Here is a 14186-nt window from a genome sequence, read left to right as displayed (position 1 = left end):
GCTCCTTTTCTAGCGACGAGCCTTCGCCATGAGCGCGCTGTTCACTCCCACGACTTTACGCAGTCTCCAGATCCCGAACCGCATTTTCGTGTCGCCGATGTGCCAGTACTCCGCCGAGCGCGGCGAGGCGACGGCATGGCACATGATCCATCTCGGCCAGCTCGCATTGTCCGGCGCGGGCATGCTGTTCATCGAGGCGACGGCCGTCGAGCCGGACGGACGCATCACGCCCGGCGACCTCGGTCTCTGGGACGACGTCACCGAAGCCGCGCTGCGCCCGGTGCTGGCCGCCATTCGTCAGTATTCGAACATCGCGGTGACGATGCAGCTCGCGCATGCCGGCCGCAAGGCATCGAGCCACAAGCCGTGGGAAGGCGGCCAGCTGATTTCTGTCGCCGATGGCGGCTGGATGACCTACGCGCCCTCGGCCATTCCTCACAAGCCCGAAGAAACCCCGCCGCTCGCGCTCGATGCCGCTGGACTCATCCGCGTGAAGGAAGCGTTCGTCGCGTCGGCGAAGCGTGCGGCGCGGCTCGGCATCGACGGAATCGAAGTGCACTGCGCGCACGGTTATCTGCTGCATCAGTTTCTTTCGCCGATCGCCAACCAGCGCACCGACGAATACGGCGGCTCGCGCGAGAATCGCATGCGCTATCCGCTCGAAATCTTCGACGCCGTTCGCGCTGCGTTTCCCGCCGACAAACCGGTCGGCGTGCGCGTGTCGGCGACCGATTGGGTGGAAGGCGGATGGGGCATCGAGGACACGATCGCGTTCGCATCCGAGCTGAAGAAACGCGGCGTCGACTGGATCGATGTTTCGTCGGGCGGCGTATCGCCGTTGCAGAAGATTCCGCTGTCGTCCGGCTATCAGGTGCCGTTCGCGCAGGCCGTGAAGGAAGCGACCGGCGTGAACACGGTCGCGGTCGGGCTGATCACCGAGGCGAAGGAAGCGGAAGCGATCGTCGCGAGCGGCCAGGCGGATTTCGTCGCGATGGCGCGCGCGATGCTCTACGATCCGCGCTGGCCGTGGCATGCCGCGGCCGAGCTGGGCGCGACCGTCACGGCGCCGCCGCAATACTGGCGCTCGCAGCCGCGAGACCAGAAGAATCTGTTCGGCGAAATCACGATCGGTCAACGTTGAAAGAGCGCTGAAAAAGTGCGCACATCGCCCGGACGGTTGAGCATACGCGCGCCGGGAGTGTAGGATACCGGTGGTTTGAGCGCGTGCGTTCAACCGAGCCAACGCGGCGCCGTCGAGGCCACCGCGTTTTTTTTCATCCCGAAGTTCATCCCGAGCGCGCGGGAGCGAAGCGTCATTTAAGGATTCAGTCGATGAGTTCACGCAGGGTCACCGTTCGCCGCTCAGGCGTGCATGGCAAGGGCGTGTTTGCCGTTAAGCATATCGCCGCGGGCGAGCAGGTGATGGAGTACAAGGGCGAGCGCATTTCGTGGAAGGAAGCGCTGCGGCGCCATCCGCACGATCCCGACGAACCGAATCACACGTTCTACTTCGCGCTCGACGACGGCCGCGTGATCGACGGCAAGATCGAAGGCAACAGCGCGAAGTACATCAATCATTCGTGCGCGCCGAACTGCGAGGCCGAGGAAGTCGAAGGGCGTGTGTTCATTCACGCGTTGCGCGACATCGAGCCGGACGAAGAGCTGAATTACGACTACGGGCTCGTCATCGACGGGCGCATCACGAAGAAGCTCAAGAAGGAATACGAGTGCCGGTGCGGCGCGAAAAAATGCCGCGGCACGATGCTGGCGGTGAAGAAGGAGAAGAAGAAAAAGTAAGCCGCGTATCGAATGAGAAGAGCCACGCCATCGAATGCCGTGGCTCTTTTTTATTCCGCGACGGGTGGCGCTTCCTTGAGCGGCATGCGCACGATAAAGCGCGCGCCGCCTTCGGGCGCATCTTCGTAGTGCACGGTGCCGCCGTGCAGCACCATGATGTCGTGCACGATCGCGAGCCCGAGGCCCGCGCCGCCTTCCACGTTTTGTCCGTCGCCACGGAAAAAGCGCTTGAAGAGATCGCCTTGCTGATCCGGCGGCACGCCCGGCCCGTTGTCTTCCACGACGACTTCGCCGAAGCGCCGGCCGTTGCCGTCGCGCCAATCGGAAACCGTCAGCGTGATGCGCGCGCCTTCGATGCGAAACGGCGGAATGTACTTGAGCGCGTTGTCGATCAGATTCGCGAGCACTTCGCGGGTGAGCACGACGTTGCCGCGCACGATCATCGGATGTTCGTTGTCGGGATCGTCGAGCCGCTGAAAACCGAGATCGACGCGTGCGGCGAGTGCGCGTGGCACCCATTCCGCGCCGGTTTCGAACGCGAGCGCGGCGAGGTCGAAATCGGAAAAGCGCGCGGCCTGCTCGCCCGGCTCGGCGCGCGCGAGCGAAAGCAGTTGATTCGACAGACGCACCGCGCGATCCGCCGATGCGCGCAATTCCTTCACCGCTTCGACCGCTTTCGCGGGATCGCGCGAACTGAGCGCCTGCTCGGCGTGCAGCTTGACCGCCGTGAGCGGCGTACGCAACTGATGCGCCGCATCGGCGATGAACTTGCGCTGCGCATCGAGCGCGGTCTGCAGGCGCACGAGCAGGGCGTTCATCGCGCTCGTCAGTGGGCGGATTTCGCTCGGCACGTAGGTTTCATCGACAGGTTCGAGCGAGATGTGCGTCTGCTGGTTGAGCGCGTCGGCGAGATCCGTGAGCGGGTTCAACTGCTGATTCACGACGCGCCATACGATCACCCAGCCGGCGAGCAGCAGCAACAGGAGCGGCATCATGATCGCGATCAGGAATTCCACCGCGATCCGGTACCGCGAACCCACGCGCTGCGCCACTTCCACGACGATCGGATTGCCGGTCGGCTGGGGCACGCGCACCTGCGCAGCGCGCACGGAGACGCCCTCGAAGTGCGTCTCGAAGACATACGCGTAGTGGATGCGCCGCACGTTGGTGCCCGTAAGCGGGAGATCGGGCTCGCCGGCGATTTCCTCGTCGCCGGTGCTGATGCGGTAGATGAGCTGCTCGACGGGATCGGAGAACATCGCCTGCGCGAGCGGTGGCACGGTGACGGGCGCATCGACGCCCGCGAGCTGGATCTGCTTGGAGATGGCGGTGGCGAGATCCGCGAGTGAGCGGTCGACTACGTGCTGCGTGTATTGCCACGCGAGCCAGTACGCCATCAGACCGCTCATCAGCGCGAGCAGGGACAGCGGCGCGGCGAGGCGCCGCAGCAGCGTGCGCCGCAGGCTCCGCGTGGGCGTTTCGGCGGGCTTCGAGCGCGCCAGATCGAGCCAGTCTTCGCGGGCGAAACGCTGGTCGCCCGCACGGCGGGAGGGAAATCGCAAGGCGTTCTACGGCAGAAGCTTTACGCCGCTTGCCGGATCTCCTGAAGCAGATAGCCGAAGCCACGAACCGTCACGATCTCGACGCGCGTGTTCTCGAGTTTCTTGCGCACGCGATGCACATACACTTCGATGGCCGTATCGCCGAGATCGCCGCCGAAATGCGTCAGATGATCCTGCAACTGCGCCTTGCTCACGACGCGGCCGTGGCGCAGCAGCAGCATTTCGAGCACGGCGAATTCGCGCGGCGACAGTTCGAGCGGACGCTCGTCGTTGAAGATGCGGCGATCGACGCCCGACAGACGCAAGCCGCCCAGCGACACTTCCGGGCGCGGCACGTCGCCATGCGGGCCGCTGCGGCGCATCACGGCGCGAATGCGCGCTTCGAGCTCCTGCGGCTCGAAAGGCTTCAGCATGTAGTCGTCCGCGCCGCTGTTGAGGCCTTGCACGCGGTCGTGCAGTTCGTCACGCGCGGTGAGGATGATCACCGGCGTATGACGGTTGCTCTGGCGGAAGCGCGAAAGCAGCGTCATGCCGTCGATGCCGGGCAGGCCGAGATCGAGAATGATGAGTTCGTGGCGGTTCTGCGCCAGCGCCTGCTCGGCGAAGATGCCGTCGTGCACCATGTCGACCGTGAAGCCGGATTGTTCGAGGCTGCTTTGAATGCCGCGCGCGATGGGGCGGTCGTCTTCGATCAGAAGGATTCGCATGGAGTCGCTCAAGTACAATGGGTTGAGCTCTAGCGGGCGGGGCGGTCGGTCACATGTGCGGTGACATGCACGACGGGGCGGCGCGGGCTCGAGCCGGTTCAAATCTCACATCTCATGCGGCGGTGCGCGCCCGTTTTCGAAAAGCCGCGAGCGGCCGTACACCGAATGATTCTGCCCGGACATGGCCATCATCCCGATCAACGAACTCGAAGCCGCGATCAACTACTGGCGCGGGCATTCCCCGTCTAGCGGCGACGAACTCAGCCTCTGCAAGGAGGCGAGCGCGTTGTCCAGGCCCTATGCGCTGCTGATTGTACAGCGTCAGTCCGGCGTGCCCATCGAGCAACTGGACGACGAGGCGCGTGCCGCCTGGGAAGCTTACGAGCGTTTCAAGAAAGACATTCGCGACTGAAAGATACCTGACGAACAAGCTTTCCTTTGCCTGTTCGAAAGCTTGCATTCTTGCCGTTTTAACCGAAACGACGCGAATTTCTCCTTTCGGTGATGTCATGGTTGGTAACACGCGCGTTACCTTGTTGGCTGCCGTAAGGCATTCGTCAAGTGTGCGCCGAACGTCCCTTTTGCGCGAGGGGTTTGTGAGCATGACGGATGCTATGCGATAAAGTCGCATTCGTAACGGTTTCTGCGCGTATCCGCCTCATGCTCGAACTCGACCATTTCGACCTTGCCCTGCTCGACGTGCTTCAGCGTTTCGGGCGTGCCACGCATCAGCAACTGGGCGAGCAGGTGCCGCTTTCGCCGTCGCAGATCGGGCGGCGTCTTCAGCGGCTGGAAGCGACGGGGGTAATCGAAGGGTATCGGGTGGTCTTGCGGCCGGAAAAGCTCGGCCTCGGCGTGACGGCGTTCACGAGCCTGAAGCTGAAGCATCACGGCGATTCGGTCATCGAGCAGTTTCAGCAGCAGATCGAAACCCTGCCCGAAGTGCTCGAATGCCACGCGACGGTGGGCGACGCGGATTACCTGCTGCGCATCGTTGCGCCGGATCTGAACGCGCTGTCGGGCTTCGTGATGAAGAAACTGATGCGCGTGCCGGGCGTCGACAGCGTGCGCTCGAACATCGTGCTGACGACGTTCAAGCGCAACGGCCCTTTACCTCTTTCTCATCTCTCCGATGACGCTTCGGGATTGAGCAAATCCACATAAGCGAGCGGCACGAGATCCGTCTGCGCTACGCCGAGATGCGCGAACATCGCGTGCGCTTCTTTCTCGCCGCCGGCTTCGTCGTCGTCCTGGCCGAGCACGACTTCCAGCTCGATGAAGTCACCGAGGCCATCGACGCGATCCAGATGAATGCGCGTGCGCCCGACGAGATACACGTGCCGCTCTTTCGACACGATGCCGCGCGTCGTCAGCGCTTGCGCGAGCAGCGTGTGCATTGCTTCCGGATTCGTGACCGGGCTGCGCGAGTAATACGAAACCGTCGGGCCGTCGCGGTCGTCGCGCTGATAGAAAATCAGCTCGGACGGCGTGCCGTCGTCGAACTGGCGCAGCTTCAGGCGGCCGGTGGGCACGTCGTAGAAGAAGTCTTGCTGGCGGAACACCAGCGGCGCGTCGGGGGCGAGCGCGGCCGCCCGCTCCTGCAATTGCTCGAACTGATGCGCGCGCGCCTTGATTTCGATGTTGCGTGCCATGAAGACTCCCTCTAACCCGGTTGGATGAATGACCAAGCGATGAGCCTAGCAAACAATCGATGAAGCGCGCTTGAACGCCCTTGCGCGCCCGCTCGGGACTTTCACCTAGACGGACCATTGTGCGTCGATCAGCCGCAGCGCCGCCGCGATCGCCGGTTCCTCGCGACGCTCCGCGAGCGCGACGAAGGACAACTGCGTCGGCACGGTGACGCCTTCGACGATCGTCAGCGCGTGCGCGTGCGCTTCACCGAGCGCGATCGAATCACGCACGAGCGAGAGACCGACGCCTGATTTGACGAGATCGAGCATCGACGGCTCCTGATCCACTTCCGCGACGATCACCGGCATCGCGCCTGCTTCGCGAAAGATGCGCGACAGCAGCCGGTTGTGCGCGGATTCGGGCGGTGTCCAGATCCACGGCAGCTTGGCGAGCCCGGCCCAGCTGCGCTTGCCTTTGTTGACGCGGCTGTGCCAACCGGCCGGCGCGAGCACGCGATACACGAACGGCGTGAGCCTGACGACATGAAAACGATCGCCGTCACGCGTGCCGTCGATGGCGGGATCGCCGATGTAATAGCCGACGTCGAGTTCGCGTGCCTTCACGCGCTCCAGCACCCATCCCGACATGCCATGCCGCAGCGACGTTTCGATGCGCGGATGCGTCTCCACGAGTTGCCGCAGAAACCCGCCGAGCCGCAGAAACTCCGGATCGAGAATCGTGCCGATGCGCAGCGTGCCGCTTACTTCGTGGCGCAGCGCGGCAGCGGCGCGCTGGACATCGGCGGCGGCGGCGAGTGCGCGTTCGGCGTGCGGCAGGAGCGCTTCGCCGTCGCGCGTGAGCAGGAGTCCGTGCGACGTGCGCGAGAACAGCACGACGCCGAGCATCTCCTGCAGATTCTTGATTTGCAGGCTGACGGCCGGCTGCGTGAGATGGAGTTGGGCGGCGGCACGCGTGAGATTGCCTTCGCGAGCGACGGTGAGAAAAGCGCGCAGGAGGGTGTAGTCCATGCCTGATATTAGCGCGCCTTATATCGCAATTGAACATATCTCATTGGATTCGGAAGCAAAGCCAGAAGTACTCTAAAAAGACGACCGATCGCCCGCGCGAAGCGCAGGGGCGGAGCAACCGGAGCCGAACCAAATGCTTTGAACGATTGGCGAGTCAGACCGTGCGCGATCCAAGCCCGGTTAGGCCTTTGAGGGCACTCGCTACTCCGGGGGCCATTAGACCAATCGCCTGTGCCGCGGCCGGCGTGAGGCACTTTGGATGGGGAAAGCTGCTTTCTTTGGTGACTTTCTTTGCAGCAGCAAAGAAAGTTACCCCCGCCCCGGGGAGGGGCAGTGCTAACAGACCGACACGAACACAGGCCGTCCCCGAAAGAACAAGCCGCAAGGAGACAAACCCGATGAAACAAACCGCCCGCAAGCTCGAAGGCGAATTCGACTACATCATCGTCGGTGCTGGCACGGCTGGCTGCGTGCTTGCGAATCGCCTCACCGAAGATCCGAACGTGAACGTGCTGCTGCTGGAAGCGGGCGGCAAGGACGACTACCACTGGATTCACATTCCAGTCGGCTACCTATACTGCATTGGCAATCCGCGCACGGACTGGCTCTACAAGACGCAAGCGGAAGCGGGCCTCGACGGCCGCACACTCTCCTACCCACGCGGCCGCGTGCTAGGCGGATGCTCGTCGATCAACGGCATGATCTACATGCGCGGCCAGCGCGAAGACTACGACGACTGGGCGCACATCAGCGGCGATCCGAACTGGTCGTGGGATTCGGTGCTGCCCGTCTTCATGCGCAGCGAGGATCATCACGGCGGCGGCAATCAATGGCACGGCGCAGGCGGCGAATGGCGTGTCGAGAAGCAACGCCTGAAGTGGAAGATTCTCGAGACCTTCGCGCAAGCCGCGCAGCAAAGCGGCATTCCCGCCACCGATGACTTCAATCGTGGCGACAACTCGGGCGTCGGCTATTTCGAAGTGAACCAGCGTGGCGGCATTCGCTGGAACGCAGCGAAGGCCTTCCTGCGCGAAGCCATGAAGCGCCCCAACCTCACGACGATCACCGGCGCGCACACGCAGCGTCTCGTGTTCGAAGGCACGCGCTGCGTCGGCGTGGAGTATCGCGGCGGCGATGTCGATTACATTGCGCGGGCGCGTTGCGAAGTCATCCTCAGCGCGGGCGCGGTGAACTCGCCGCAGATTCTCGAACTGTCGGGCATCGGCAATGGCGCGCGCCTGCAGCGGCTCGGCATCGATGTCGTGAAGAGCTTGCGCGGCGTCGGCGAAAATCTGCAGGACCACTTGCAATTGCGCATGGCCTACAAGGTCGACGGCGTGCGTACGCTCAACACGTTGTCCGCGCACTGGTGGGGCAAGCTCTTCATCGGCATGCAGTACGCGCTGATGCGAAGCGGCCCGATGTCGATGGCGCCTTCGCAACTCGGCGCCTTCGCGAAGTCCAATCCGGACGATGCATCGATCAAACGGCCGGATGTCGAATATCACGTGCAGCCTTTGTCGCTCGAACGCTTTGGCGAACCACTCCATGCGTTCAACGCGTTCACGGCGTCCGTGTGCAATCTGCGGCCGACATCGCGCGGCAGCGTGCATATCGAATCGCCGGATGCGCATGCGGCGCCGTTGATCGCGCCGAATTATCTGTCGACGGAGCGCGACCGCGAAGTCGCCGCGAACTCGTTGCGTCTCACGCGGCGCATCGTTTCGGCGCCCGCATTGAAGCAATACGCGCCGGAGGAAATTCTTCCGGGCATCCGGTATCAGACGCAGGAAGAACTCGTCGAAGCGGCGAGCAAGGTCGGCACGACGATCTTTCATCCGGTTGGCACGTGTCGCATGGGCACGGACAACGATCCCGGCGCGGTCGTCGACAGCCGCTTGCGCGTGATCGGCGTGCGGGGCTTGCGCGTGGTCGATGCATCGGTGATGCCGACCATCACGTCGGGCAACACGAACTCCCCGACACTGATGATCGCCGAGCGCGCGAGCGACATGATCCGCGAAGACCGTCGCAGTATCGAAACGCAGGAAGTGATCGCGACCGCGCTTGCGTGACATCTGCATGACGCGTCATGTATTGAGACGACGTCGCACGATGTCGTTTCATGCATTGCTTATACACGCCGCAGATAAGCGCTTTCATGCCCTTATTGCGTGCATGCGTTTCGATTCCAAGCCATTCGTTAGTTAGTGCAAATCCCAATGATTGCGCTGCATCAATGGGGCGACAATGGCCCCGGAACACGCGATGCTCGGCTTATCTCGCGCACGCTTTGTGCATATGCAACAGCGATGGTCGAAGCGAAGCAGTACCGGAATGGCAATTGCGTTCAGGTGCGCGCGGAAAGAAAAAATCAAAGCGCAGGCGAACGGGGTTTGCCCAGCGCTTCACTTCGCATGGAAGGGGACATGATTCTCGGCGACACCATTCTGGAAACGCGAGGGCTCACCAAGGAATTCAAAGGCTTCACGGCCGTGAATGGCGTGAACCTGCGCGTTCGCCGCGGTTCGATCCATGCGCTGATCGGACCTAACGGCGCAGGCAAGACCACCTGCTTCAACCTGCTCACGAAGTTTCTCGAACCTACGGCCGGACAGATCGTTTTCAACGGCACGGACATCACACGCGAGCGGCCGTCGCACATCGCGCGGCGCGGCATCATCCGCTCGTTTCAGATTTCCGCCGTGTTTCCGCATCTGACGGTGCTGCAAAACGTGCGCATCGGCTTGCAGCGTCAACTGGGCACATCGTTTCATTTCTGGCGCAGCGAACGTTCGCTCGACACGCTCAACGACCGCGCGATGGATCTGCTCACGCAAGTCGGCCTCACCGATTTCGCCGACACCAAAACGGTCGAACTTTCCTATGGCCGCAAGCGCGCACTGGAAATCGCGACCACCTTGTCGATGGAGCCCGAGCTCATGCTCCTCGACGAGCCCACGCAAGGCATGGGCCACGAAGATGTGGATCGCGTGACGGCGCTCATCAAGAAAGTGTCGGCGGGGCGGACCATCCTGATGGTCGAGCACAACATGAACGTGATCGCGGGCATCTCCGACACCATCACCGTGCTTCAGCGCGGCGAAGTGCTGGCCGAAGGCAGCTACGCGGAAGTGTCGAAGAATCCGCTCGTGATGGAAGCCTACATGGGCAGCGCCGATGCGGCGCTCACCGGAGCGCATGCATGAGTACGATCGTGGAGGAACGCCGCTCGCTGAACGCGAACGGCGGGGCGAACAATGCGCCCGCGCTGGAAATCTCGGGTCTGCAGGCGTGGTACGGGGAATCCCACATTCTGCACGGCGTGGATCTCAAGGTGAATCGCGGCGAAGTGGTCACGCTGCTGGGCCGCAATGGCGCGGGCCGCACAACGACGCTGCGCGCGATCATGGGTCTGACCGGGCGTCGCACGGGCTCGATTCGCGTCGCCGGACAGGAAACCATCGGTCTGCCCACACACAAGATCGCGCATTACGGGATCGGCTATTGCCCGGAAGAACGCGGCATTTTCTCGAGCCTGTCGTGCGAAGAGAACCTGCTGCTGCCGCCGCTCATCGGCAAGCAGAAGGACGCGATGTCGCTCGACGAGATCTACTCGATGTTCCCGAATCTGAAAGAGCGCCGCGCCAGCCAGGGCACGCGTCTTTCGGGCGGCGAGCAACAGATGCTGGCCGTCGCGCGCATTCTGCGCACGGGCGCGAACCTGCTTTTGCTCGATGAAATATCGGAAGGTCTCGCGCCGGTCATCGTGCAGACACTCGCGCGCATGATCCTGATGCTGAAATCGCGCGGCTACACCATCGTCATGGTCGAACAGAATTTTCGTTTTGCGGCGCCGCTCGCGGACCGCTTCTACGTGATGGAGCACGGAAACATCGTCGAGCATTTCGGCGCGGGGGAACTCGAAGCGAAGATGCCGGTGCTGCACGAATTGCTCGGTGTCTGAGCGTCGCGCGGCATGTCGGGTTTGCAGGTTGAAGGGCAACACCAGTAACACCGCATCAAATCAAAACTCATGGAGACTGGAATGAAAAAGAAGACCCTCGCGCGCCTCTCTACTCTTTGCTTTGCGGCTGCGGCGGCGAGTGTGGCGGTGATGAGCACGAGCGCCAGCGCCGCCGACGGCAACAGCGTGAAGATCGGCTTCGTCACCGACTTGTCGGGCCTTTATGCCGACATCGACGGGCCGGGCGGACTCGAAGCGATCCGCATGGCGATCGCGGATTTCGGCGGCAAGGTGAACGGCAAGCCCATCGAGCTCGTCTATGCGGATCACCAGAACAAGGCCGATATCGCGGCGTCGCGCGCGCGTGAATGGATCGACCGCGATGGCGTGAACGTGATCATCGGCGGCACGAACTCGGCTACGGCGTTGTCCACCGCGCAAGTCGCGGCGGAGAAGAAGACGCCGTACATCAACATCGGCGCGGGCGCGGATAACCTGACCAACGAGCAATGCTCGCCGTACACGGTTCACTACGCCTACGACACGATGGCGCTCGCGAAAGGCACCGGTTCCGCGGTGACGAAGCAGGGCGGCAAGACGTGGTACTTCCTGACGGCCGACTACGCGTTCGGCAAGGCGCTCGAAAAGAACACTGCTGACGTCGTGAAGGCGAACGGCGGCCAGGTGCTCGGCGAAGTGCGCCATCCGCTGTCGGCGTCGGACTTCTCGTCGTTCCTGTTGCAGGCGCAGGGATCGAAGGCGCAGGTGCTCGGCCTCGCGAACGCGGGCGGCGACACGATCAACTCGATCAAGGCCGCGAAGGAATTCGGCATCACCAAGTCGATGAAGATCGCCGCGCTGCTCATCTTCATCAACGATATCCACAGCCTCGGGCTCGAAACGACGCAAGGCCTCGTCGCGACCGACAGCTGGTACTGGAATAAGGACGAGAACACGCGCAAGTGGGCGCAGCGCTACTTCGGCAAGATGAAGAAGATGCCGTCGAGCCTGCAGGCCGCGGACTACTCGGCCGTGATGACGTACCTGAACGCGGTGAAGGCGGCCGGCACGACGGACAGCGACAAGGTCATGGCGCAGCTTCGCAAGACCAAGATCGACGACTTCTATGCGAAGGGCTATATCCGCGAAGACGGCTCGATGATCCACGACATGTACCTGATGGAAGTGAAGAAGCCGTCGGAATCGAAGGAGCCGTGGGACTACTACAAGATCACCGCGACGATTCCGGGCGACCAGGCGTTCGGCACGAAGGCGGAGTCGCGCTGCAAGCTCTGGAAGTAAGCGTTCGGCAGTGATTCAGCGCGTGCGGATGGCAGGCGGCCGTGAAAGGCCGCTTGCCGTCGCAACCGCGTCAACCCGTTTCTGACGGCAGGTTCAATGGAAATATTCGGCATCCCGCTCGCCGCAATGATGAGCCAGCTGCTTCTCGGGCTGGTGAACGGCTCGTTCTACGCGATCCTGAGCCTCGGGCTCGCGGTGATCTTCGGCTTGCTCAACGTCATCAACTTCGCGCACGGCGCGCTCTTCATGCTGGGCGCGATGCTCGCGTGGATGGGCTACTCGTACTTCAACGTTCCGTACTGGGTGATGCTCGTGGCGGCGCCCATCATCGTCGGGCTGTTCGGCGTGATCGTCGAGCGCTCGATGCTGCGCTGGCTGTACAAGCTCGATCATCTCTACGGGCTATTGCTCACCTTCGGCCTCACGCTCGTGATAGAAGGCGTGTTCCGCTCGATCTACGGATCGTCGGGGCAGCCGTATGACGTGCCGTCGCTGCTTCAGGGCGCGACCAATGTCGGCTTCATGTTCCTGCCGAACTATCGCGCGTGGGTGGTCGTCGCGTCGCTCGCAGTGTGCTTCGCGACGTGGTTCGTGATCGAGAAGACGCGCATCGGCGCCTATCTGCGCGCGGGCACGGAGAACCCGAAGCTCGTCGAGGCTTTCGGCGTCAACGTGCCGATGATGATCACGCTCACCTACGGCTTCGGCGTCGCGCTGGCGGCGTTCGCGGGCGTGCTGGCGGCGCCTGTCATCCAGGTTTCGCCGCTGATGGGCCAGTCGATGATCATCACCGTGTTCGCGGTCGTCGTGATCGGCGGCATGGGGTCGATCATGGGCTCGATCCTGACGGGCCTGCTGCTCGGCGTGATCGAAGGCTTCACGCGCGTGTTCTATCCGGAAGCGTCCGCGACGGTCGTCTTCGTCATCATGGCGATCGTGTTGATGATTCGCCCGGCAGGACTCTTCGGCAAGGAAAAATGATGCAGAGAAAAGCGCTCTATGGCCTGTTGCTGATCGGCCTGATCGTGGCGCCGTTCGTCGGCGTGTATCCCGTGTTCATGATGAAGGTGCTGTGCTTCGCGCTGTTCGCGGCGGCGTTCAACCTGCTGATCGGCTATACGGGGCTGCTGTCGTTCGGGCACGCGATGTTTCTTTCGACCGCAGGCTACGTCACCGGCTACGCGATCCAGACGCTCAGCGTCACGCCGGAGCTCGGCGTGATCGCGGGCACAGTGGCGGCGACGCTGCTCGGGCTCGTCGCCGGGCTGATCGCGATTCGCCGCCAGGGCATCTATTTCGCGATGGTCACGCTCGCGCTCGCGCAGATGGTCTACTTCGTGTTCCTGCAGGCGCCCTTCACGCACGGCGAAGACGGTCTGCAAGGCGTTCCGCGCGGCAAGCTCTTCAATGTCGTCGATCTCGGCAGCGACATGACGCTTTACTACGTCGTGCTCGTCGTGACACTGCTGGCGTTCGCGCTGATCGTACGCATCGTACATTCGCCGTTCGGACAGGTGCTCATCGCGATCAAGGAAAACGAGCCGCGCGCGACTTCGCTCGGCTACGACACGTCGCGCTACAAGCTGCTGGCGTTCGTGCTGTCCGCTGGGCTCGCGGGATTCGCGGGTTCGCTGAAGACGGTCGTTCTCGGCTTCGAAACGCTCGGCGACGCCTACTGGACGATGTCCGGTCTCGTCGTGCTGATGACGCTCGTCGGCGGCATGAGCACGATGTTCGGGCCGCTGCTCGGCGCCGCGATCATCGTCGCGCTGGAAGACCGGCTCGGCGATATCGGCAGCGGCATTGCGCGGCTGACGGGCGTGTCGAGGTTCAACTCGCTCGGCGAATCGGTGACGATCGTGACCGGCGTTATTTTCATCGCGTGCGTGCTGGCGTTCCGGCGCGGCATCGTCGGGGAGATCGTCGCGCGGGTTCGGCCGCTGCAAGGCTGACGCGATTTGGTTCGAAATCCGAACGGAAATGAGCGAAGCGGGCGATTGCGAGATGCGCGCTGTATTGCAAGAAATACGCCCCGATGAGGTGCTTTTGTGCACCACTAGGGTAAATGCTAGGTTGTCGGGCAGTGTTGCAGTCTTTAACATGCGTCCTAGTTCTGTTGCACCCAGATTTTTGAGGTGGAGAACGAGGAGACATGAGGCACAAAGTGCCCGACCGAAAAGCGCTGTTGGAT

14 protein-coding genes are annotated in these 14186 nt (G+C 62.7%); 10 read left to right on the top strand and 4 right to left on the bottom strand.

Annotation, left to right across the window (positions count from 1 at the left end; translation table 11 throughout):
* Nucleotides 1–28 precede the first annotated feature (28 nt).
* Entirely contained in the window at nucleotides 29–1141 is a 1113-nt protein-coding gene (locus AWB74_RS08115; RefSeq protein WP_061146265.1) for an NADH:flavin oxidoreductase/NADH oxidase, read from the top strand.
* 191 nt (nucleotides 1142–1332) lie between these two features.
* Nucleotides 1333–1797, top strand: coding sequence for an SET domain-containing protein (locus AWB74_RS08110; protein WP_061146264.1), 465 nt, complete (start codon nucleotides 1333–1335; stop codon nucleotides 1795–1797).
* Between the two features lie 50 nt (nucleotides 1798–1847).
* Here AWB74_RS08110 and AWB74_RS08105 read toward each other — a convergent pair whose 3' ends face one another.
* Nucleotides 1848–3359, bottom strand: a complete 1512-nt coding sequence (locus tag AWB74_RS08105) for a sensor histidine kinase (protein WP_407642410.1) — start codon at nucleotides 3357–3359, stop codon at nucleotides 1848–1850.
* A gap of 20 nt (nucleotides 3360–3379) precedes the next feature.
* Complete coding sequence (locus AWB74_RS08100) at nucleotides 3380–4066, bottom strand: response regulator transcription factor (protein ID WP_061122103.1); 687 nt, start codon at nucleotides 4064–4066, stop codon at nucleotides 3380–3382.
* Between the two features lie 181 nt (nucleotides 4067–4247).
* Here AWB74_RS08100 and AWB74_RS08095 point away from each other — a divergent pair, with 181 nt between their 5' ends.
* Together AWB74_RS08095 and AWB74_RS08090 are read left to right on the top strand one after the other, a co-directional pair.
* Nucleotides 4248–4478 (top strand): DUF3717 domain-containing protein, encoded by a 231-nt coding sequence (locus tag AWB74_RS08095; protein WP_061146263.1) that lies wholly within the window; start codon nucleotides 4248–4250, stop codon nucleotides 4476–4478.
* A gap of 248 nt (nucleotides 4479–4726) precedes the next feature.
* Nucleotides 4727–5230 (top strand): Lrp/AsnC family transcriptional regulator, encoded by a 504-nt coding sequence (locus tag AWB74_RS08090; RefSeq protein ID WP_061122101.1) that lies wholly within the window; start codon nucleotides 4727–4729, stop codon nucleotides 5228–5230.
* On the opposite strand, the gene AWB74_RS08085 is transcribed toward AWB74_RS08090, so the two are convergent.
* Nucleotides 5188–5718: a class IV adenylate cyclase gene (locus AWB74_RS08085; protein ID WP_061146262.1), complete on the bottom strand. Its 531-nt coding sequence runs from the start codon at nucleotides 5716–5718 to the stop codon at nucleotides 5188–5190. The two genes, AWB74_RS08090 and AWB74_RS08085, sit on opposite strands and share 43 nt — an antisense overlap.
* A 105-nt stretch (nucleotides 5719–5823) precedes the next feature.
* A complete protein-coding gene (locus AWB74_RS08080; RefSeq protein WP_061146261.1) occupies nucleotides 5824–6726 on the bottom strand; it encodes a LysR family transcriptional regulator in 903 nt (300 codons plus the stop codon).
* A 398-nt stretch (nucleotides 6727–7124) separates the two neighbouring features.
* On the opposite strand from AWB74_RS08080, the gene AWB74_RS08070 reads away from it, so the two are divergent.
* The 6 genes from AWB74_RS08070 to AWB74_RS08045 all read left to right on the top strand — a co-directional run bounded on the left by AWB74_RS08070 (nucleotide 7125) and on the right by AWB74_RS08045 (nucleotide 13947).
* Entirely contained in the window at nucleotides 7125–8801 is a 1677-nt protein-coding gene (locus AWB74_RS08070) for a GMC family oxidoreductase (protein ID WP_061146260.1), read from the top strand.
* Between the two features lie 354 nt (nucleotides 8802–9155).
* A complete protein-coding gene (locus AWB74_RS08065) occupies nucleotides 9156–9935 on the top strand; it encodes an ABC transporter ATP-binding protein (protein WP_061146423.1) in 780 nt (259 codons plus the stop codon).
* On the top strand, nucleotides 9932–10693 hold the full coding sequence (locus AWB74_RS08060; RefSeq protein WP_061146259.1) for an ABC transporter ATP-binding protein: 762 nt from the start codon (nucleotides 9932–9934) through the stop codon (nucleotides 10691–10693). The genes AWB74_RS08065 and AWB74_RS08060 overlap by 4 nt, the downstream gene beginning before the upstream one ends.
* Before the next feature lie 81 nt (nucleotides 10694–10774).
* The gene (locus AWB74_RS08055; protein ID WP_061146258.1) at nucleotides 10775–11995 is read left to right on the top strand and encodes an ABC transporter substrate-binding protein; all 1221 of its coding nucleotides are present in this window, start codon (nucleotides 10775–10777) and stop codon (nucleotides 11993–11995) included.
* Nucleotides 11996–12091: 96 nt separating this feature from the next.
* On the top strand, nucleotides 12092–12976 hold the full coding sequence (locus tag AWB74_RS08050; protein ID WP_061146257.1) for a branched-chain amino acid ABC transporter permease: 885 nt from the start codon (nucleotides 12092–12094) through the stop codon (nucleotides 12974–12976).
* Nucleotides 12976–13947 carry a branched-chain amino acid ABC transporter permease gene (locus AWB74_RS08045; RefSeq protein ID WP_061146422.1) on the top strand — a complete coding sequence of 324 codons (972 nt, stop codon included), beginning with the start codon at nucleotides 12976–12978 and terminating at the stop codon, nucleotides 13945–13947. The genes AWB74_RS08050 and AWB74_RS08045 overlap by 1 nt, the downstream gene beginning before the upstream one ends.
* The last annotated feature ends 239 nt before the right edge of the window (nucleotides 13948–14186 follow it).

The organism is Caballeronia arvi, assembly GCF_001544695.2.
Lineage (GTDB): Bacteria > Pseudomonadota > Gammaproteobacteria > Burkholderiales > Burkholderiaceae > Caballeronia > Caballeronia arvi.
The sequence above is the reverse complement of the archived record's forward strand: the minus strand, read 5'-3'. Positions and strand labels throughout refer to the sequence as shown.